This window comes from Streptomyces albiaxialis (genome assembly GCF_039530985.1).
Lineage (GTDB): Bacteria > Actinomycetota > Actinomycetes > Streptomycetales > Streptomycetaceae > Streptomyces > Streptomyces albiaxialis.
On sequence record NZ_BAAAPE010000028.1, the window covers coordinates 1 to 19,504 of the forward strand.

Sequence of the window (19,504 nt, forward strand, 5' to 3'; positions counted from 1 at the left end):
CCGGCCCGCCGACGCCGACGAGGCCCTCACCCGCGTCCAGGCCCTCATCGACGGCACACCAGAACCCGAACCGGCGAAGCAGGAGCCCGAGCCGGAATCCAAGGCGGTCGCCGCGAAGTCCGACGCGGACGAGAAGCCCGCACCGGTGGCGCGGAAGGCCACGACCCCCGCCTCCTCCCCGTACGCGCCCCAGCCGCGCCCGGCACTGGCCCCCATCAACCCGCCGCCGCCGATCCCCGACCAGCCGCGTCCGAACCGGGGCAAGGTGCTGTTCGGCGGCGCGCTCGCCGGGGTCGTCCTGGTCGGCGGCATAGGCGTCGCGCAGATAGACGGCGATCCCGAGCCACGCCCCGCGCCGCACCCGCTCCCCACCTCCTCGACCGGCTCGCCGACGCCCCCGTACAACGGCTACACGATCGCCGTCGCGTACGAGGAGGACGCCACCGGCACCGAGGTCGGCGGCGAGCAGCGGGCCCGCGTCGTCCGCGCGGCCCTCAAGGAGGCCACGAAGGACGAGAAGAAGAAGCTCCCCGTGCGGGTGGTGCCGGTCAAGACCGGTTACTCGGGCACCACGGCCAGTTCGCTGCCGGACGGCACCATCGCGGTCGTCGGCGCGGCGAGCGACCTCGACCTGTCCCTGAGCACGAGCGACCCCGGCCGGGAGATGGCGTCCCTCGACACCTGTTCCGCCTCGCGCTACAGCAACGACGACTTCTCGACCCTCGCCGGGGCCCGCGAGCTGGGCAAGCAGGAGGGGCGCTACCTGAAGCAGGTGAAGGGCGTCTCCCGGGTGCTCGTCGGCGCCGAGGACGACACGGAGATCGACGACGGCGAGGGCACCACCGCGGGCCTCAAGGACGGCGGCATCACCTACCGCGAACCGAGCGGCGAGGGCGGTGAGATGGAGGCGGACGCGGTCGCGCAGGACCTGCGCGACAAGCGGGCCGAGGCCGCCACGCTCCCGGTCTCCTCCGACACCTGGGTCGAGGCGCTGAAGAAGGAGGACCGGCTGGCCGTGGTCGAGCCCGCGCTCGGCGACCTGTGCGATCCGGCGGAGCAGCGCATCACGGGCGAGGACGCGGCACGCGACCTGCCGGAGGGCTCGCTCCGCTTCCGCCAGTACCGGGACGAGACGCAGAAGCCCGACTGCGAGCGGATGCCCAAGCTGTGCGCGGTCCCGGCCGACGTCAAGCCGCTGCTGCGGCACCGAGGCGCGGCCGAGCTGTACGACGCGACACTCGTCCTCGCCCAGCGCCTCCCGGCCGTACTCAAGGGCGAAACGAGCGTCGGCGCCGTCCAGCGCACCCTCCGCGCCGAGTTGGAGGGCAGCACCACGAACGGGCTCCTCGGCCGCTACGAGTTCCGCAACCACCGCGCCCAGGACCGCCCGGTCTGGGTCGACGAACGCCGCGACGGCAAGTGGAAGGAACTCGGCACGGTCCAGGGCATCCTGGGCGATTAGGCCCGGGACGATCGATTCCTGTCGGTCTTGTGCGGCGATCCGATCATCTAAGGTGACCGCATGTCGCTGGTGGGGAGAGATGTCGAGCTGGCGCGGATCCGGCGCCTGCTGACGGACGCGCGCGACGCCCGCAGCGGTGTGCTGGCGCTGCGGGGCGCGGCGGGCATCGGGAAATCGGTCCTCCTCGACCACGCGGTGGCGGCCGCCGGGGCCGAGGGCGGCATGCGCGTGGTGCGCGGGGCGGGGGTCGAGTCCGACTCCGAGCTGGCGTACGGCGGTCTGCACCAGCTCCTGTTCCCGCACCTGGGCCGGCTGGACGCCCTGCCCGCTCCGCAGGCCACGGCGCTGCGGTGCGCCTTCGGCCTGGCCGAGGGGGACGAGGCCAACCGGTTCCTGATCTCCGCCGGCACCCTGTCGCTGCTCGCCGACCTGGCCGAGGAAGCGCCGCTGCTGTGCGTGGTCGACGACCTGCAATGGCTCGACCAGGGCTCCGTGGAAGCGCTGTTGTTCGCGGCCCGCCGCTTCGTGGCCGACCCGATCGCGATGCTGTTCGCGGTGCGCGAGACGTCGGCGCCGCTCGACATCGCGGGCGTCGAGGCCGTGGACCTGTCCGGCCTCGCCGCGCCCGATGCCGCCCGGGTGCTGGACGACCACGCGCCGGAACTCGTCGAACCGGTGCGGGCCCGGGTCCTCGCGGAGTCCGGCGGCAACCCCCTGGCGCTCATCGAGCTGGGGTCGTCGCGGCTCGCGGCACGCGATGCCGACGAGCCCGACCCGGCCGAGCAGGTCGGCCCGCTGCCGGTGACCCGCCGCGTGCAGGAGGCGTTCCGCCGCCAGATCGTCGAGCTTCCCGAACCCACCCAGCGCGCGCTGCTGGCGGCGGCTGCCGACACGGCGGCGCCGCTCGCGACGATCCTGCACGTGATCGAAGCCCTCGGCGGCGCTCCGGACGACCTGGCGCCCGCCGAACGCGACCGGCTGCTCCGGATCGACAGCCGGATCACGTTCCGCCACCCCCTGGTGCGGGCGGCCGCCTACCAGGACGCGCCGCTGCACCGCCGGATCGAGGTACATCGCGCGTACGCCGACGCGCTGGCCGCGGAGGCCGAAGCGGACCGCCGGGCCTGGCACCTCGCCGCCGCCACGACCACCCCCGACGAGGCGGTGGCCGCCGAACTCGAAGACGCGGCGGAGCGGGCCTGGCACCGGGGCGGCGCGATGGCGGTGTCCGCCGCCTACGACCGCGCGGGGCGGCTCAGTACCGACCGGGAACGCAAGGCCCGGCGTATCGCCCGGGCCAGCCAGGCCGCGTTCGACGCGGGCAAGGCCGACCGCGCCGCCCGGCTCGCGGCCGAGGCGCTCTCGCTGACCACCGACCCCGGCGTCCGGACCGACGCCATCTATACGCGCAGTGCCGTGGAGTACGAACGCACCTCCCCGCGGGCCGACGCGGAGCTGGCGGTCGAGGCCGCCGCGCTGGTGCGCGACAGCGATCCGGAGCGCACCGCGCTCACGTTGTTCGAGGCCGCGCACGCCGCCCGGCACGGAGCGGCGCACGACCTGTTCCAGCGTGCGGCGGAGCTGATGCGCGGGTTCACCCCGCCGGAGGACTGGGCACCGGTTGTCGCCGCCCTTCTCGGGTGGGCGGAGCTGTTCGACGGGCGCCCGGAGCTGGCCGTCGGCCCGATGCGCGCCCTCCGTACCGCCGTCCGCACCGCCCCGCGCGGCGGCGGGAACGACCTGATGCACCGCATCACGCTCGGGTTCGGCGGGCTCATGATCGCGGACGACGACGGCGTCGTCGCCGGGATGGAGGACATGCTGGCCGAGGTGCGGGCCACCGGAGCGCTGGGGTGGGTCCCGTACACCCTGAACGTGCTCGCCGTGGCGCGGATGTTCCGCGGCGAGTTCGCGGACGCCCGCGCGTGCGTGGCGGAGGGCGCGTCCGTGAGCGCCGAACTCGGGAACACCACCGAGCACTTGGCGCACCGGTCGGTGGAGGTGTGGCTGCACGCCGTGTCGGGCGACGAGCCGCGCTGCCGGGCCCTGGCCGAGGAGGTGCTCCCCCGGGTCCGCGCCCGGCACCACGTCAACGCCGAGATCGCGGACTGGGGGCTCGGCATGCTCGACCTGTCCGCCCGGCGATTCGGCGAGGCGTGCGACCGGCTCGAAGGAGTGTGCCGGGGACCCGCGAGCCGCGACCTGCTGGTCCGGGCGGTGCCGGACCTGGTGGAGGCCGCCGTGCGCGGCGGCGAGCCGGACCGCGCCCACGGACCGCTGGCGGCGTTCCGGCACTGGGCCGAGCCCGTCGACCGCCCGGTCGCCGCCGGGCTCGCCCTGCGCTGCCGGGCGCTGCTGGCCGACGACGGCGACGCCGACGCGCTGTACGCCGAGGCGCTGCGGCTCCAGGAGCGGCACGGCGGCCCCTACGAGCGTGCCCGTACGCAACTGGTCTACGGCGAGTGGCTGCGCCGCCAGCGCCGCCGTACCGAGGCCCGCGCCCATCTCGCGGCGGCCGTCTCCGCGTTCGAGGGCATCGGCGCGGAGCTGTGGGCCGCGCGGGCGCGCGGCGAGCTGGCCGCCTTCGGCGAGCGGAGCGACGAGCCCCGGAGCAGCGGCCCGCTCACCCTGCTGACCCCGCAGGAGCTGCAGGTCGTACGGCTGGCGGCCACCGGTCACACGAACAAGGAGATCGCCGCGCAGCTCTTCCTCAGCCCGCGGACCGTCGGCCACCACCTCTACAAGGCGTATCCGAAACTCGGCGTCACCGCTCGCGCCGAGCTGGCCGGCCTCGTCTGACGGCCGACGCCAGTCATCGGTGACCGGACACCGGTCACGATGACCGATACGCCGTGGGGGAGCCCCCGCATAGCGTTTCCGTCATCGAGAGCAACACCGATGACGAGGAGACGACGATGCCGAAGTACTTTCTGAGCCTTCCCCACGACGCCGCCGACGAGCCGACGATGGAGGACATGGACCCCGCGGAGCTGCAGAAGCTGATGGCCGAGGTCGGCGCGTTCAACACCGCCGTCCAGGAGGCGGGCGCGTTCGTGTCCGCCGGCGGTCTGCAGCCGCCGTCGACCGCGACCACGGTGGACTACTCCGGCGACAGCCCCGTCGTCACCCCCGGCCCGTTCGTCGAGGCCAAGGAATACCTCGGCGGCTTCTGGATCATCGAGGCCGAGAACGACGACGTCGCGCTCGAATGGACCAAGCAGGCCTCGCGCGCGCTGCGGAGCAGGGTCGAGGTCCGTGCGCTGCAGGAAGAGCCGCAGGGCTGAACGGCACACCGGCCCTCCTCAGGGGCGGGGGAAGCGGGCGCGCGGGGCGTCGACGCAGGTGTCCCGGGACGTGGGGCCGCCGAAGCGGAGGCGGTCGTACCCGGTGAACTCCGGTACCAGGGCGTCGAGTTCGTCGACCAGGGCGTGCAGGCGCTCCAGTCGGCGGGCCGAACCCGCGTCCGCCTCGTCCACCGCCGCGCCGATCGCGGCCGTCAGGTGGTCCTTGCGCCGGATGGCGGCGGGGGTCACCGAGCGCAGGCACACGTACCGCCCGCTGAGGTACGCGTTCCACTCCGCCTTTCCGGCGGCCGGGTCGGCCCAGTGCGCGGTGAACCACGCTTCGAGCCGCTCCACCCCGCCGGCCTCCTCGGCGAGGGCGAACAGGTCGGCCGGCACCATCTCCGCGCCGTCGGAGCGCAGATAGCCCGGGAGCGGGAGCCGGTGTCCCAGCATCAGCTCGCGGACCGCGTCGGCGTCGCGGCCGTGCTCCGCGCACAGGTCCTCCAGGACGGCGTACTGTGCGCTGACGTACGCGTCGTCGGCGTCCGTCATCGGATGGTCGCCGTTGACCTCGCGGAACCGCTCCGCGAGCTGCCGCCTCAGGGCCGTGTCCGTGTCCGGCATGCGGGCCGCCTCCCGTGTCACCGGCGCGGGCACCTCCCGCGCGGGAACCGGCACGCTACCGACCGGACGGTTCGGCGCCCGCCGAACCGAGCGCGCCGCCACCGCCTCCCACGGGTCTTGACAGCGGTCGCCCCGCGACGGTCGCCTGTCCCTCTGCGGAGGAGGTGGGCCATGCTGCGGGTGTACTTCACGGCCGAGGACCTGGCGCGGGTGCGGGTCGCCGCCGGGCCGGATCACCTGTGGGAGATCAGCAACAGCGTGCAGACGCTGCAACGCACGGACGGTACGCGGGTGTTCGGCGAGTGGCGCCGCTGGGCGCGGCCCCGGCTGCCGGAGAGCTGCCGCCTCCTCTCGCCCCTCCTGCCGCCGCACGGCTGCTCGCCGGACTTCCTGACGCCCGCGCACGGCGAGCGCCGGTCGCTCCAGGCGGCCGTGGAGGCGCTCGTCCGTACGCCCCGGCCCCGGCTGCGTGCCGACCTGTCGCGGGTGGCGGCCTCGCGGCGGCTCCCGGGGTGGACCTCGGCCCTGGCCGACGGGGACGGCGCCGCGCTGCGGCGGCTGGGGGAGGTGCTGGGCGCGTACCACCGCCAGGTGCTGGCGCCCTTCTGGCCGCGCGTGCGCGCGCACATCGACGCCGACCGCGCCCTGCGGGCGCACGGCCTCCTCGACGGCGCCGTCGAGGGGCTGCTGGCCGGGCTCGGCCCCCGGTTCCGCTGGCGGCCCCCGGTGCTGGAGGCCGACTATCCCGTCGAGCACGACCTGCGGCTGAACGGGCGGGGGCTCCTGCTCCAGCCCTCGTTCTTCTGCTGGCCCACGCCCATCACGCTCGCGGACGGCGCGCTGCCGCCCGTGCTGGTGTACCCGATCGACCACGCGCGGGACTGGTCCCGGCCGGGGCTTCCGGGAGCCCCGGCAGCCCCGGCAGCCCCGGGCCGTACGGACGGGGGCGGGGCCCTCGGGCAGCTCATCGGGCACACCCGCGCCGCGGTCCTGCGGGCGGCCCGTACCGGCGCCTCCACGGTGGAGCTGGCCCGGCTGCTGGGGGTCACGCATCCGGCCGTGAGCCAGCACGTGAAGGTGCTGCGCGCCGCGGGCCTGGTCACGACGGTGCGCCGGGGCGGACGGGCCCTGCATCTGGCGACCGCCGAGGGGCGGGCGCTGCTGCGGAGCGGCGAGCGCGGCGGGGGAGCGGTGTAAGCCTGGGCTTTCGGGCGTTGCCTCTGTCATGCCCATGCGAGGAGCCTGTTCGGGCCGTCGTGCACCCCACCCACGACCCCCACGAAGGAGCTGGCGTGCGCACCCACCTCACCCGCCCCGCCGTCCTGGCCGTCTCGCTCGTCGCCGCGGGGACGCTGCTCGCCGCGCCGGGCACGGCCCAGGCGTCGTCCGCCTCCCCCTCGGCCGCGCAGGAGTCCGCCCGGGAGGGCGGCCACGGCCTGAAGAAGTTCCAGGAACGGCACGGCCTGCCCCGTACCGGCACCGTCGACAGGGACACCGCCAAGGCCCTCGACCGGGCCTCCGACGCCGAGCTGCGCCGGACCTTCCGCACCGCCGCCGACCTCGGCCCCGAGGAACTGGCCAACGCGCGCACCGTCATCGGCGTCGGCAAGGGCGCGGGCATCCCCGAACAGGGCCAGGTCATCGCGCTGATGACGGCCATGCAGGAGTCGAAGTTCGTCAACTACCTCACGCCCGTCGACCACGACTCCCTCGGCATCTTCCAGCAGCGCCCCAGCACCGGATGGGGCACGCCCGAGCAGATCACCGACGTGCCCACCTCGTCGAAGTCCTTCTACGGGGTGGCCGACTTCGGCAGCAACCCCGGGCTGATCCAGATCGCCGGCTGGGAGACCATGCCGCCCGGCGAGGTCTGCCAGGCCGTGCAGGTCTCGGCCTACCCCGACCGGTACGCCCAGTGGGAGCAGTTCGCGCGCGACCTGCTCGCGCAGGAGGGCCCGACGGTCCCGCCGATCCCCTGACCCGCGTGCTCCCCAGACAACGAGTTTCCCCCCACCCCTTGTCCTCCCCTCCAGGAGTCCGTATGCGCAAGAGACTCGTCTCGACGGCCGTCGCCGTCGCCGCCGCGGGTGTCCTCGTCACCCCCGCCGTCGCCCAGGCGGACAGCGGGCCGGCCGCCGCCCCCGCCCCGGCCCCCGTGCAGGTGCTCGGCGGCGGTACGGAGTCCGGCACCGCCGTCGTCAGCGGGCGGAACGGGCCGGGGACCCGGCTGAGCGTCGAGGGCGCGCGCACGAAGAGCGCCCACACCCTGAAGGTCGACTACCAGGTCCAGGAGACCGGTTACTGGTGCGGTCCCGCCGCCACCCGTATCGCGCTCTCCGCGCGCGTCGCGCCGCCCAGCCAGGGGGACCTCGCCGCGCAGCTCGGCACCCACGAGGGCGGCACGGACCACATCGGCCAGGTGACCGGCGTCCTCAACAACAACCTCGGCACCGGCTGGTACGAGACCAAGGAGATGCCGGACGACCCGCCCACGCAGGCCCAGAAGGACCTGCTGTGGAACGACATCGTCAAGGACGTCGACAACAACTACCCGATCGTCGCGAACATCGTCGCCCCGCCCGGCAACCAGCCGCCCGGCTATCCCGGCGACCAGACGATCTACCACTACTTCACGGTGATCGGCTACGACGACGCCAACCGCACCGTCCTCATCGCCGACCCCGCCTCCTTCGGCGGCAACCAGATCTACTGGCTCTCCTTCGACCAGTTGGCCAGCCTGATCCCGCCGAAGGGCTATGCCGCCTGACCGACCGGCCGGCTCACCGGGCCCGGCGGCCGCCATCCCCCTCGGCGGCCGTCACCACCGCGGCCCCCGATACGTCCTGCCGCCCCTCCTGGGGAGCTTGGCCGGGACGTCGTCGGGGGTCGCGAGGGTCTCCGCCGCGAGATGCAGTTCCGCCCTGACCGTGGGCGAGGACAGATCGAGGTCCAGGAGACGGCCGCACTTGGCGAGCCAGGCGGTCAGCGTCTCGCGGTGCACGCCGAGTTCGGCCGCCGCGGGCGCCGTACGGCCACGGTGCCGGAGCCAGCAGCGCACGGCGATCCGGAGCTGCGTGTCCAGCGGCGACAGCAGCGTGGTCGCCCAGCGCGCGGCCTCCTCGGGGCTCAGGAGCCCGGCGGGGAGCGGTGGTTCGGGTGCCGGGCGCACGGTCGGCGCCGACGGGGCCGCCGGTGCGCGCAGGGCCAGCAGGAGCTGGGCCTGCACGGTGGGGTGGTCCAGGTCGGCCGCGAGCAGTGAGGCGATCACGGGCAGCCGGGCGCGGACCGTGCCCTCGGAGACGCCGAGCACGGGCGCGGCGGCGTGGGCCGAGCCCGCCCTGAGCCAGGCCTCCAGCGTCCGGCGCTGCTCGCGGTGGAGGGGCATGAGCACGGCGCCCGACCACGCGGCGAGCCGGTCCGCGGGGACGACGTGCAGCAGTTCGTGAGCGCCCAGGCTCGTCGTGAGGCAGCCCACGGCGGCGCTGTCGCGCGCGGTCCCGGCCTCCGCCCACGCCGTGCCGATCATGTCGAGCGGCGCCGGGTCGGACACGCCGCCGGTCAGCTCGTGCCGGTCGGCGGCGCGGGCCATGAGCGAGAGCATGGCGTGCTGTTCGTCGTGCGCCCCGTGGAGCGCGACGACGACCAGTTCGTCCGTGCCGTACCGGCAGACCAGCGCCGGTACGGGGCCCGTGCTCGCGCCCGTGCCCGCGCCCGGCAGTGCCTCGCGCCACAGCTCCCGGTGCGCGGCCCGCACGGCGTCGCCGGTCAGCCGGTAGACCGTGGCGTGCGTCGCGCTCGTACCGCCCAGCAGCTCGGCGGCCAACTGCCGCTGGCCGCGCAGCAGGAGGCGCAGTACCGCCGAGTGCAGCCGCTGCTCGGCGTCGTCCGCGCGCCGCGAACGTACGCGCAGCAGGTCGGCCGCCGTGTCCGCGACGAGCGCGGCGTCCGCGGGGTCCGAGGCGTGCGGGACATGCGCGGAGTGCGAGGCGTGCGCCGTGGCGCCGGGGCCGAGCACGAGGACGGCCCCGGCCACCTGGCGGGTGAGCAGCCGCGGGTAGGCGTGCGGACGCGTGGCGGCGCCCACGGCGGCGGGGCCCGCGCCGCGCGGGGAGCTGTGCACGGTGCCGTGCAGGGGGTTCACGACGGCCGCCCAGCCGTCGACCAGCGCGGCGGCCTCCGCGAGCAGCGCGTCCTGGGACTCGGCCGCCGCCCGCGTGAGCCGCCGCACGACGCCGAACCCGCCGTCCCCGGGGGCCGCCGGGGACGGCGCCGTCGCGGCGGAGGCGGACGCCGGCTCCGCACGCCGCGCGGAGGACGCGCGCTGCGTACGGCGCCGCGCGTCGCTCGTCACGGGATCCGTGCGACCGCGCCCCACCCCGCACGCTCGGTGGTGCGGCCCGTGGTCGGGTCCGGGCGCCAGTTGGGCCACGACACCATGCCGGGCTCGACCAGTTCGAGGCCGTCGAAGAACGCCTTCGTGACCTCCGGCTCCCGGAAGATGTACGGGATCGCGCCCGAGCTGTTGTACTCCTCCTGTACCGCGCGGTGCTCCTCGTCCGAGGCCGTCGAGTGGCTCAGCGACAGATAGCTGCCCGAGGGCAGCCGGTCCGTCAGCCGCCGCACCAGGGACAGCGCGTCCTCCCAGTCCACGATGTGCCCCAGCACGTCGTTGATCACGAGGGCGACCGGGCGGTCCATGTCCAGCGTCTTCGCGGCGCCCTCCAGGACGGCGTCCGTGTCGCGCATGTCCGCCTCGACGTAGGCGCTGGCGCCCTCGGGGGTGCTGGTGAGCAGCGCGTGGACGTGGAGCAGGACGAGCGGGTCGTGGTCGACGTACACCACGCGGGACTCGGGGGCGATGCGCTGGGCGACCTCGTGGGTGTTGTTGCTGGTCGGTAATCCGGCGCCCAGGTCGAGGAACTGCCGGACCCCGGCGTCCCGCGCCAGATAGCTGACGGTGCGCCGCAGGAAGTCCCGCGACTCCTGGGCGAACTGGGTGATCAGCGGGTACTTGCTGGCGTACGCGTCGCCCGCGGACTTGTCGGCGGGGAAGAAGTCCTTGCCGCCGAGCCAGTAGTTCCACACCCGGGCGCTGTGCGCCACGGTCGTGTCGATCTGGTGGGGCTGGTCCGGGGATTGCCGCTCGGTCATTCGAGAGCCTCTTTCGACGTGTCGGGATGGGGTGCGCGCGTGCTGGAGGAGTCCATCAGCAGGCGGTAGTTGGTGACGGTGGTCGCCGCCGTGTCCGTGTCCCAGACGTCGGCGGTGCCGACGGGCCCCGCCTCCCGCACCATGCGGTCGGGGATCTCCGGCGACTCGACCCGGTAGAGCGTCAGCGCCGGGATGCCGGTCAGGGCGTGCGGGGGACCCGTCAGGGGGTGGATCTGCAAGGTGAGCCCGGGCCGTTCGGCCTCGGCGCGGAGGACCTTGCGCTGCTCGGCCATGACCTCCTCGCCGCCGACCCGGGTGTGCAGCGCGGAGGCCGACATGAGCGCCCAGATACGGGTCCGCTGCGCCCGTAACCGCTCCTGCCGCGCCATCAGCAGCTCGGTCCGCTGCTCCATCTCGGCAGGGGCGAGATCCGGCCGTAGCGCCTCGTCGAGGGCGCGGGCGTACGCCGGGGTCCGTAACAGCGCAGGTACGAGGGCCGGTTCCCAGATGCGGATGATGCGCGCGGCGGACTCCACGCTCATCAGGTCCCGCTGCCAGGTGTCCATGACGGCGCGCCACGGGTGCCACCAGCCCGGCAGGCTGGCGGCGGAGAGCTTCCCGAGGAAGTCCTCGATCTCCTCTGCCCCCGCGCCGTACGCCGTCAGCAGCGTGTGCACCTGCCCCGCGTCCAGCGACGTCTTGGCCTGCTCGATACGGCGGACGGTGTCCCCGTGGGCACCGAGCGCGTCGGCCGCCTGCTGGGGCGAGAGACCCGCCGCCTTACGGAGGATCCGCAGCCGCGTGGCCAGAACGACGTGCGCGAAGTTCGGGCCGGACCGTTCGCGGGCCAAGCGCACCTCCCTCTGGCTGTTTCCGTCCGACTTTGGCCGGACCTCCTCCGGCATTGTCCGCAGGTTGCGGATCATGCACACCTTGCTGCTTGCATTCGCTGCGGGCGACCCGTTGAGTATGTTCCGTCACGCAGAAGTGAGCAAGCCGTTCCCGACCGTTACGGGGGGATGGTCGGTACGGCTGCCGGGCGTGCGCGGCACGCCCGGCTCGGCGTGTGGATCCCTTGGCACCTGACCTGCGATAACGCGTCCGGGCACGGGGGTTCCGCGCACCCCGCGGGCAGTGGAGAAGGGGGAGTTGTCGTGTGGCGCCGTCGAGACCCCGGCCGGGAACCGCGTACGCCGCGCGGCCGGCGGGCCGTCCGCCTCCCGGCTCCCCGGCGCCCGGTCGGGGACACCGTCCGGGACGCCCTCGGTGACCAGGGCCGCACGGCGGCGCCCGTCACGGACGAGGGCCCGCGGCACCGGCGTTCGGTCCTGGTCACCGAGGGCGACACCGGCATCGGACTGGCCGTCGCGCGCCATCTCCAGGCGGCGGGCGACCGGGTGGCCGCGACCTACCGCGGAGTGCCGCCCGACGGCGAGGAGTTCCTCGCACTCCGGTGCGACGTGACCGACGCCCGCCAGGTCCGGGGGACCTGGCGGGCGGTCGAGGAACGGCACGGCCCGGTCGAGGTCCTCGTCGCCAACCCGGGCACGGGCGACACCCTGCTGCGCGACGACGGAACGTTTCCCTCGTCCGTCGTACGGGAGTCCCTGTACGGCATGCTGCGGGGCGAGTTCGGCCGCATCATCCTCATGGGCGGCGCCGTCGCGGGCTCCGCCGAGGGCGACTCCGTCCACCGCGCCACGTCCAAGTCGGCCCTGCTCGACCTGGCCCGCAGGCTCACCGTGGTCTACGGCTCGCACGGCATCACCGCCAACGTCGTCGCCCCCGGCCTGCCCCTCGCCCACGCCACCGCCCGCCTCACCGCCGACGAGCGCGCGGTCCTGACCCAGCAGATCCCTCTCGGCCCCCTCGCCCGGCCGGAGGACATCGCCCACGCCGTCCACTGGATCTCCACCACGGACGCCGTCTCCGGCGCGGTGATCCCGGTGGAGGGCCCGGTGGAGGGCCCGGTGGACGGCCACGGCCTGGAGCACTGACCGGACGCCCGGTGTCGCCCGGCGCCCCCGGGTGTCAGCCTGGACGCATGACGGCGAAGCCGAACGCGGCGCGGCGGAAGGCACCTCCGGTCCGGCTGACGGCCGGCGCGCCGTCGTGACCGGGCCCACGGTGGGGCTGGAGGAGGAGTACCTGCTCGTCGACCCGGTGACGCGCCGTGTGGAGCCGCGCGGGCAGGACGTCGCGGCCATGGCCGCCTCGGACGGGCTCGGGGACCGCGCCGTACCGGAGCTGACGCGCTATCAGGTCGAGGCGCGCACCGTGCCGCACACCGCCGTACGGGAGCTGGGCGAGGAGGTCCGCGACCTGCGGGTCGGCGTCGCGCGGGCGGCGGCCCGCCGGGGCCTGTGCATCGTCTCCAGCGGCTCCCCGGTCCTGGGCCAGACCGTGCCGCCGCCGATCTCGGAGGGCGCCCGGTACGCGCGGAGCGTCGCGACGTTCCGCGCCCTGGACGACGAGCAGACCGCCTGCGGCTGCCACATCCACGTCGGCATCCCCGACCCGGCCCGCGCCCTCCGGGTCAGCAACCATCTGCGCTGCTGGATCCCGGCGCTCATCGCGCTGTCGGCCAACTCGCCGTACTGGCAGGCGACGGACACCGGGTACGCCAGTTGGCGCACGATGACCCTGGCCCGCTGGCCGGTCGCGGGTCCGCCGCCGTACCTGGAGTCCCCCGCGCACTACGAGGAACTCGTGGGCCGTCTCGTCGAGACCGGGGCGCTCATGGACCGGGGCGGCGTGTACTGGGACATCCGGCCCTCCAGCCATGTGCCGACCCTGGAGTTCCGGGCCCCCGACGCCCTGGCCACCGCCGAGGAGGCCACGCTGCTGGCCGCGCTCGTCAAGGCGATGGCGGCGACCGCGCTCGCCGCCGTGGCGGCGGGGGAGCCCGCGCCGCGCCCGCAGCAGGAACTGCTGCGCGCGGCCTGCTGGCGGGCGGCGAGGGACGGCCTGTCCGGGCAGAGCGTCGACCTGCCCGCCAGCAGGCTCGTACCCACGGCCGTACGGCTCGACCGGCTCCTGAACTGGGTCGCGCCCGCGCTGCGCGCGCACGGGGACCTGGACCTGGTGTGCGGGGCCTGGACGCGGCTGCGCCTCGGCGGGAACGGGGCCGACCGGCAGCGGGCCGCCTACCGGCGCGGCACCCGCCTGCCCGGCGTGGTCGACCACCTCATCGAGGCGGCCACCCCCGCCAACCGGCGGGTGGACGAGCACTGAGCGAGAGGCCCCACGGGGGCGAGGGCCCCTCGCTCGGTACGTGTTCACGCTACGGCCGCGGGGACCGGCACGGCGTCGGTCCACAGGCTGATCACCCTCTCTAACCAGAGATAGAGCCCCGCCCCGTCCCCCACACCGGCCCCACTCCCGTCCCCAACTCCCGCCCCACGCACAACCATTCGCACGCCTGAACGGTCTGAATCCCGGCACCACCACCCACCCGGCTCACCCGTCTCACAGAGAGCGAAGAGGATCCGTATGCGCATTCGTACGTTCGTCACCGCGGCGACCCTGACGGCCCTCGCCGCCACCGGTCTCGGGGTTCCCCTCGCGACCGCGGGACCGGCGGCGGCCGCGCCCTCGGGGCAGCGCGAGGACTTCAACGGCGACGGCTACACCGACGTGGCCGTCGGCGTGCCGAAGGCCGGCGGGAAGACCGGAGCCGTCGTCGTGACGTACGGCTCGGCGTCCGGCGTCTCCCCGTCCCGCTCGGTGCGGATCACCCAGGACAGCGCGGGCGTGCCCGGGAAGGCCGAGGCGGGCGACCAGTTCGGCGAGAACGTCACCAGCGGCGACGTTGACCACGACGGCTACGCGGACCTCATCGTCGGCTCCCCGTACGAGAAGGTGGACGGGAAGCCCGACGGCAGCGTCACCGTCCTGTGGGGCGGCGCGAAGGGGCTGACCAAGGGCGGCATCGCGCTCGACGCCCCCACCGCCGGGGACCGGAACTTCGGCCAGGGCGCCTCCTTCAGCGACCTCGACGGGGACGGCACCCCGCAGCTCCAGATCGTCAGCGGCCGTCACTTCTGGTGGTACTCGGAGGCGGTGCCCAAGGGTGACGGCACCGATGTCGCGCTCGGCCTGGAGGACGACTTCCTCCCCGAGGACGTCCAGCTCGACGGCGTCGCCGCCGGGAACTTCACCGGCGGCCCGGCGGGCGACTTCGTGGTCTACGGGCAGCGCGGGGACGGCGACGGCGACTACCTGGCGACCTTCCGCGGCGGGCCCGGCGACATCGGCTACCAGCACACCGTCCTGTCCGACGGCGGCACCGAGCTGCGCTCCGTCGCGACCGGCGACATCGACAAGGACGGCAGGGACGACCTGGTCACCGGCGAGCCCGTGGGCGGCCGCGAGGCGGGCTCCGTCACCGTGCGGTGGGGCGCCCGGGGCGGCCTCGGCACCGGCAAGGAGACCGTCGTCCTCGACCAGAACAGCCCCGGCGTGCCCGGCACCGGCGAGACCGGCGACAGCTTCGGCGCCGATGTCTCCGTGCGGGACGTGACGGGCGACGGCCACGCGGACATCGCCGTCGGCGTCCCCCACGAGGTCGTACGCGGCACCGACGCCGGAACCGTCGTCCTCCTCAAGGGCTCGGCGAACGGCGTCGCCGCCACCGGCGCGCAGACCTTCCACCAGGAGACGACCGGCGTCCCCGGCGTCGGCGAGTCCGGCGACCGCTTCGGCTCCGCCGTGCACCTCGCGGACATCGACAAGAATGGCAAGGCCGACCTGTTCGCCGCCGCCGACGGCGAGGACATCGGCACGGTGCCGGACGCGGGCGCGGTCTGGGTGCTGCGCGGCGCGTCCTCGGGCCTGACGACGGACGGCGTCACCTCGTTCAACCCGGCCGACTTCGGCTTCACCGACACCGCGGGCCTCACCTTCGGCGAGGTCTTCGACCACTGACCGGCGGCAACCGCCGCGAGGTCAGCGCGGGCATCCCTCCGGCAGCACGTGCCCTTCGGCATGCAGGTGCCGGAGGGCGGCGGCGAAGGAGTGGCAGTCGAAGAGCGCCGAGTGCTCGCTCCCCGCCATGGGCCGCGGCAGTCCGAGCGCCTGCCACAGGCGGCCCGAGTCCGCCGTCGCCGTGTCCGGCGCGACCGCGTTGAGCCAGGGGCGGATGTTGAGGAAGGCCGCGTCGAGGAAGCTGTGCTTGAGCTGTTCGCCACGGGAGCGGACCCAGCCCATGTTCTCGCCGAGCACGACCATGTCGTTCCCGTACGAGAGGACCGTCTGGTCGCGGCAGAAGCCCAGGAACTCGCCCAGCGCCTCGGCGGGGCAGGCCCCGTCCCGGTCCACGGCCTCCTGGCCGATCCCGGTCAGCCCGGTGAAGTACGGCGACAGCTCCGGGTTCACGACCGGCCGGACCAGCGTCTCGAACTCCTCGACGACCGCGCACTCCGCCGTCAGCCGCAGGGCGCCGATCTGCACGATCTCGCGGAACTGGCCCGGCTCGCCCCAGTCCCGCTCAAGTGCCTCCGGCCACGAGGTGAATTCCAGGTCGAAGACCACGAAGGTGGACAAGATCCGCACGCTCCTTGCCTCGCGGGGAGGGGAGTGGAGTCTACCGAGCCGCGCCCCGGGCGGCCCGCCCGGCGGCCTGGCATAGGCTCGCGCCAGGAGCACCGGAGGAGAACGCGTGACCGAACGAGACGCCCGCCGTGAGCGCTACGCGAGGGCGCTGTACGCGACGCTCGGCTTCAGCGCCGAGCGCCACCCCTGGGAGGGCCTGGCACCGGCCAGACGGGAGGTCTGGTACGCCCGCGCCGACGCGGCGATGGGCGTGGCGGACGAGGAGATCGCGGAGGCGCTGCGGGCGGCGCGCGGCTGAACCGGTGCGTCCGGCCCCGGCGTTCAGCGGTCGGCCCCGCTCCGGCCCAGGCCCCGGCGCAGGGCGCGGACGCACCAGTGGATGAGGGCGGCGTTCACCAGCGCGCCGAGGCCGACGGCGAGGTAGAGCGCGGACGCGTGGTCCGGCAGCACGAGGAAGACCAGGCTCGCCGGTGCGGTCGCGAGCACCGGGATCACCCCGGCGAACGACGCGTCGGGGTTGTCGCCGTTGCTCACCACGACGGCCCAGATGAGCAAGGCGGCGCAGACGACGAGATAGCCGCCGGCCAGCGCCGAGCCGAGCGCGTCACGGCTGTCCCGGCTGTCGCGGACCTCGCGCCCGTCGCGGGCCTCGCGGACCCCGCGCCCGTCGTTCCCGCCCCCGGAGCGCCGGAGGCGCGGGAACGGGCGGGCGGAGCCGGAGCGGGCCATGAAGTCGGCGTCCTCGTGCGCGGTGCTCATGATGGGGGGTTCCTCTCGACGGCGTCGGACGGCGCGGGCGGCGGTGCGTTCGCCCACGTACTCAGGCTAGGAACCCACCGGCCCCCTCAGCATCGGGCGTGAGAGCGAACGGCGTCTCCAACCAGAGATAGAGAACCGGAACCCCTGCCATAAGGTCATGCGCATGCTGAACGGGATCGACGCGCTGGACTGGGCCGCACTGGAACACGCGTACGGTCCGGCCGACGACATCCCCGCCCTGCTGCGGGCGGCCGCCGGGCCGGATGTGGCCGCCGAGGTCCGGGACGAGGCGCTGGACGAGCTGTTCTCCTCGCTCTGCCACCAGGGCTCGGTCTACTCCGCGACGGCCGCGGCCGTGCCGTTCGTCGCCCGGCTCGCGCGGGACGCCGGGCCCGGCGTCCGGCTGCCCCTGCTGTGGCTGCTGCACGGCGCGGCCGACGGCACCGGCCCCGAACGCCCGCGGGTGCGCCGCGCCGTGGCCGGGGCGCTCCCGGGCCTGCTGGACCTGGCGGCGGACCAGGACCCGTCCGTGCGGAGCGCGTTCGTCCGGACCGTCGCCGCCTGCGAGGAGGCGTCCCTGCCGCTGCTCCCGCTGCTGCGCGCCCGCTTCGACGAGGAGGACGACACCGGGGTACGGGCCGACCTCGTCACCGCGCTCGGCCTGCTCGACGTCTCGCCGGACGCCGCGCGGGCCCGCAACCGCGCCCTGCTGTCGGCGCCGCCCGAGGTGCGCAGGGCCGCGGCGGCCGAACTGCTGCGCACGGCCCCGCTCCCGCTGCCCGCCGACCTGGTGGAGGAGGCGCTCGACGCGCACGAGGCGGCGCCCGGGGACGACACGGACCACCCGTGGCCCGCCGCCCATGTGCCGCTCACCGAGCGGCTGATGGACGACCCCGAAGCGGCGCTGCGCGCCGTGACGCGCGGACTGCCGCTCGCCCGGGAGCTGACCGAGACCTGGCGCGACCGCGAGCAGGACGTCCTGCCGTGGCTCGCGGCGGAGGCCGCGGACGCGGAGGACCTGTGCGGGGTGGCGCGCGTGGGCGCCGCACTGGAGGGCGGCGAGCCCGCGCCGTGGCTCGCCCCGCACCTGGCCTCCGAGGACCCGGCCGTACGGGTGGCGGCCACGCACTGCGCCGTACGGCTGCGCGTACCGGGTGCCGTCGGGCTCGTCCTGCGGCTGATGGACGAGCTGCCGGAGGAGGCGCGCACGCTCGGGCCGACGCCGTTCGCCGGGCCCGGCCTCGCCGTGACCGCGGCGGTGGAGGTGTTCGGCACGGCGGCCGAGCCGGTGGCCCGGCGCGTGGCCGAAGACCCGTGCGCCGCGTGGCTGGAGGCGCTGACGCCCTTTCCCGCCCTCGCGGCGGCCCGCGTGGCCGAACTGGTGGACCTCCTGCCCGCCTCGGCCGGAGCGCTGGCCGCCCTCGGCGGGGCCGCGGGTCCCGTCGCGGCACGGGCCCTGCGCGTACGGGCGGGCGCGGGCGACCTCGCGGCAGCGGCGGCGCTGGCGCGCGTCACGGGCGAGACGGGGCCCGCGCTGGACGCCGTACGGGCGGCATGGGGCGACGTCGCGCGGCGCGGGGAGGCCGTACGGGTGGCGGGCGGGCTCGGGCCTGCCGCCGCGCCGCTGCTGCCCCTGCTGGAGGAGCGGCTGCGGGCACCGGCCCGCGAGAGCCGCGCGGACGCGGCCGCCGCGATCTGGCGCGTCACGGGCCGCGAGCGGGACACGGCGCCGGTGATCGCCGATCAGCTCGCCCGCGCGGGCGACGTGCACGAGCCGTACCCCGGCGCGCTGCGCGCCCTGGCCGCCATGGGACGGCTCCCGGCGGCGGCACGCCCGGCGGTCGAGCGCTGCGCCACGTCCCCGCGCCGCGTCGTCTCCGGCTTCCCGTGCGACGGCACGCCGCACCCGGACCTGGAGGTGAGGAGGCTGGCACGCGCCCTGCTGGCGGTGGCCGGCTGAGGAGGGGGCTGAGGGACGCTCAGGCGGCAGGCGGCGCCTGGATCCCCCGGAGCAGCAGCTCGATCAGGCGCCGGGGGTCGTAGCGGGGGTCGGTGTCGCCTCCGACGCAGAGATTGCCGATGCCGCGCATCAGCTCGTAGGGCTGCGTGCCGGGCCGGACCTCGCCCGCGTCCACGGCGGCGCCGAGCAACTGTTCGGCCACGGGCAGCAGACGGTCGAGGAAGTAGGCGTGCAGCGAGGCGAAGCCCTCGGCCTCCGAGTGCAGCGCCTCGGCGAGCCCGTGCTTGGTGACCAGGAGGTCGACGAAGAGGCCGATCCAGCGGCGCAGCGCGGCGAACGGCGAGTCCTCCTCGGCCAGCAGCCGCGGACCGGCCTCCGCGCACTCCTCGACCTGGTGCCGGAAGACGGCGATGACGAGGTCGGCGCGCGTGGGGAAGTGGCGGTAGATCGTGCCCATGCCCACGCCCGCCCGGGACGCGATCTCGCGGATCGGCGCGTCGACGCCGGAGCTGACGAAGACCTCGGCGGCCGCGTCCAGCAGCTTCTGCTGATTGCGCCGTGCGTCGGCCCGCTTGGCCCGCGCGGGCGTCTGTGGGGACTGCTCCACCCCGGCCACCCCGTCTCCCTCCGCGTCTCCCGGCATCCGAACGGAGCGCCGCTCCGCTTTCCCAGCCTAGCGGAGGGGCGGCCCGGCCCGGCACGCGGAAGGCC

At 75.1% G+C, this 19,504-nt stretch carries 17 protein-coding genes and 1 pseudogene; 11 read left to right on the forward strand and 7 right to left on the reverse strand.

The features are described from left to right. The 3 genes and pseudogenes from ABD343_RS37235 to ABD343_RS37245 all read left to right on the forward strand — a co-directional run. Positions 1–1,462, forward strand: a pseudogene (locus ABD343_RS37235) (hypothetical protein); the annotation flags it as partial. Between the two features lie 60 nt (positions 1,463–1,522). Further along, complete coding sequence (locus tag ABD343_RS37240) at positions 1,523–4,261, forward strand: AAA family ATPase (protein WP_344534868.1); 2,739 nt, start codon at positions 1,523–1,525, stop codon at positions 4,259–4,261. Between the two features lie 116 nt (positions 4,262–4,377). Then, the gene (locus tag ABD343_RS37245) at positions 4,378–4,746 is read left to right on the forward strand and encodes a YciI family protein (protein WP_344534870.1); all 369 of its coding nucleotides are present in this window, start codon (positions 4,378–4,380) and stop codon (positions 4,744–4,746) included. Between the two features lie 18 nt (positions 4,747–4,764). Here ABD343_RS37245 and ABD343_RS37250 read toward each other — a convergent pair whose 3' ends face one another. Beyond that, on the reverse strand, positions 4,765–5,370 hold the full coding sequence (locus tag ABD343_RS37250) for a DUF6058 family natural product biosynthesis protein (protein WP_344534871.1): 606 nt from the start codon (positions 5,368–5,370) through the stop codon (positions 4,765–4,767). A 171-nt stretch (positions 5,371–5,541) separates the two neighbouring features. Between ABD343_RS37250 and ABD343_RS37255 the strand changes: the two genes are divergently transcribed. From ABD343_RS37255 to ABD343_RS37265, 3 genes are all read left to right on the forward strand, one after another. Beyond that, positions 5,542–6,567 carry an ArsR/SmtB family transcription factor gene (locus tag ABD343_RS37255; RefSeq protein WP_344534872.1) on the forward strand — a complete coding sequence of 342 codons (1,026 nt, stop codon included), beginning with the start codon at positions 5,542–5,544 and terminating at the stop codon, positions 6,565–6,567. A 95-nt stretch (positions 6,568–6,662) separates the two neighbouring features. Continuing rightward, on the forward strand, positions 6,663–7,349 hold the full coding sequence (locus tag ABD343_RS37260) for a peptidoglycan-binding domain-containing protein (RefSeq protein WP_344534874.1): 687 nt from the start codon (positions 6,663–6,665) through the stop codon (positions 7,347–7,349). 62 nt (positions 7,350–7,411) lie between these two features. Continuing rightward, the gene (locus ABD343_RS37265; protein WP_344534875.1) at positions 7,412–8,137 is read left to right on the forward strand and encodes a C39 family peptidase; all 726 of its coding nucleotides are present in this window, start codon (positions 7,412–7,414) and stop codon (positions 8,135–8,137) included. A gap of 51 nt (positions 8,138–8,188) precedes the next feature. Here ABD343_RS37265 and ABD343_RS37270 read toward each other — a convergent pair whose 3' ends face one another. The 3 genes from ABD343_RS37270 to ABD343_RS37280 are packed head-to-tail and all read right to left on the reverse strand — an operon-like array spanning position 8,189 to position 11,372. Then, positions 8,189–9,721: a helix-turn-helix domain-containing protein gene (locus tag ABD343_RS37270; protein WP_344534876.1), complete on the reverse strand. Its 1,533-nt coding sequence runs from the start codon at positions 9,719–9,721 to the stop codon at positions 8,189–8,191. Next, positions 9,718–10,521 carry an SAM-dependent methyltransferase gene (locus ABD343_RS37275; protein ID WP_344534877.1) on the reverse strand — a complete coding sequence of 268 codons (804 nt, stop codon included), beginning with the start codon at positions 10,519–10,521 and terminating at the stop codon, positions 9,718–9,720. Before ABD343_RS37275 ends, ABD343_RS37270 begins: the two co-directional genes overlap by 4 nt. After that, positions 10,518–11,372, reverse strand: a complete 855-nt coding sequence (locus ABD343_RS37280) for a helix-turn-helix domain-containing protein (protein WP_344534879.1) — start codon at positions 11,370–11,372, stop codon at positions 10,518–10,520. The genes ABD343_RS37275 and ABD343_RS37280 overlap by 4 nt, the downstream gene beginning before the upstream one ends. 303 nt (positions 11,373–11,675) lie before the next feature. Here ABD343_RS37280 and ABD343_RS37285 point away from each other — a divergent pair, with 303 nt between their 5' ends. From ABD343_RS37285 to ABD343_RS37295, 3 genes are all read left to right on the forward strand, one after another. Beyond that, positions 11,676–12,518, forward strand: a complete 843-nt coding sequence (locus ABD343_RS37285) for an SDR family oxidoreductase (RefSeq protein ID WP_344534881.1) — start codon at positions 11,676–11,678, stop codon at positions 12,516–12,518. Positions 12,519–12,633: 115 nt separating this feature from the next. Next, positions 12,634–13,755 carry a carboxylate-amine ligase gene (locus tag ABD343_RS37290; RefSeq protein ID WP_344534883.1) on the forward strand — a complete coding sequence of 374 codons (1,122 nt, stop codon included), beginning with the start codon at positions 12,634–12,636 and terminating at the stop codon, positions 13,753–13,755. Positions 13,756–14,013: 258 nt separating this feature from the next. Beyond that, positions 14,014–15,447 (forward strand): hypothetical protein, encoded by a 1,434-nt coding sequence (locus ABD343_RS37295; protein ID WP_344534885.1) that lies wholly within the window; start codon positions 14,014–14,016, stop codon positions 15,445–15,447. Positions 15,448–15,468: 21 nt separating this feature from the next. Here ABD343_RS37295 and ABD343_RS37300 read toward each other — a convergent pair whose 3' ends face one another. Continuing rightward, complete coding sequence (locus tag ABD343_RS37300) at positions 15,469–16,065, reverse strand: exonuclease domain-containing protein (protein WP_344534886.1); 597 nt, start codon at positions 16,063–16,065, stop codon at positions 15,469–15,471. A 115-nt stretch (positions 16,066–16,180) separates the two neighbouring features. Between ABD343_RS37300 and ABD343_RS37305 the strand changes: the two genes are divergently transcribed. After that, positions 16,181–16,372 carry a hypothetical protein gene (locus ABD343_RS37305; RefSeq protein ID WP_344534888.1) on the forward strand — a complete coding sequence of 64 codons (192 nt, stop codon included), beginning with the start codon at positions 16,181–16,183 and terminating at the stop codon, positions 16,370–16,372. Positions 16,373–16,395: 23 nt separating this feature from the next. Here ABD343_RS37305 and ABD343_RS37310 read toward each other — a convergent pair whose 3' ends face one another. Beyond that, on the reverse strand, positions 16,396–16,833 hold the full coding sequence (locus tag ABD343_RS37310) for an SCO4225 family membrane protein (protein WP_344534890.1): 438 nt from the start codon (positions 16,831–16,833) through the stop codon (positions 16,396–16,398). Positions 16,834–16,996: 163 nt separating this feature from the next. On the opposite strand from ABD343_RS37310, the gene ABD343_RS37315 reads away from it, so the two are divergent. Further along, positions 16,997–18,793: a hypothetical protein gene (locus ABD343_RS37315; RefSeq protein WP_344534892.1), complete on the forward strand. Its 1,797-nt coding sequence runs from the start codon at positions 16,997–16,999 to the stop codon at positions 18,791–18,793. 19 nt (positions 18,794–18,812) lie between these two features. On the opposite strand, the gene ABD343_RS37320 is transcribed toward ABD343_RS37315, so the two are convergent. Next, complete coding sequence (locus tag ABD343_RS37320) at positions 18,813–19,436, reverse strand: TetR/AcrR family transcriptional regulator (protein ID WP_344534894.1); 624 nt, start codon at positions 19,434–19,436, stop codon at positions 18,813–18,815. Positions 19,437–19,504: the final 68 nt, after the last annotated feature.

Excerpts from the sequence above, each read along its gene's own strand:
- ABD343_RS37240 (WP_344534868.1), top strand. The coding sequence starts at position 1,523 with ATGTCGCTGGTGGGGAGAGATGTCGAGCTGGCGCGGATCCGGCGCCTG.
- ABD343_RS37245 (WP_344534870.1), top strand. The coding sequence starts at position 4,378 with ATGCCGAAGTACTTTCTGAGCCTTCCCCACGACGCCGCCGACGAGCCG.
- ABD343_RS37250 (WP_344534871.1), bottom strand. The coding sequence starts at position 5,370 with ATGCCGGACACGGACACGGCCCTGAGGCGGCAGCTCGCGGAGCGGTTC.
- ABD343_RS37255 (WP_344534872.1), top strand. The coding sequence starts at position 5,542 with ATGCTGCGGGTGTACTTCACGGCCGAGGACCTGGCGCGGGTGCGGGTC.
- ABD343_RS37265 (WP_344534875.1), top strand. The coding sequence starts at position 7,412 with ATGCGCAAGAGACTCGTCTCGACGGCCGTCGCCGTCGCCGCCGCGGGT.
- ABD343_RS37275 (WP_344534877.1), bottom strand. The coding sequence starts at position 10,521 with ATGACCGAGCGGCAATCCCCGGACCAGCCCCACCAGATCGACACGACC.
- ABD343_RS37295 (WP_344534885.1), top strand. The coding sequence starts at position 14,014 with ATGCGCATTCGTACGTTCGTCACCGCGGCGACCCTGACGGCCCTCGCC.
- ABD343_RS37310 (WP_344534890.1), bottom strand. The coding sequence starts at position 16,833 with ATGAGCACCGCGCACGAGGACGCCGACTTCATGGCCCGCTCCGGCTCC.
- ABD343_RS37315 (WP_344534892.1), top strand. The coding sequence starts at position 16,997 with ATGCTGAACGGGATCGACGCGCTGGACTGGGCCGCACTGGAACACGCG.
- ABD343_RS37320 (WP_344534894.1), bottom strand. The coding sequence starts at position 19,436 with ATGCCGGGAGACGCGGAGGGAGACGGGGTGGCCGGGGTGGAGCAGTCC.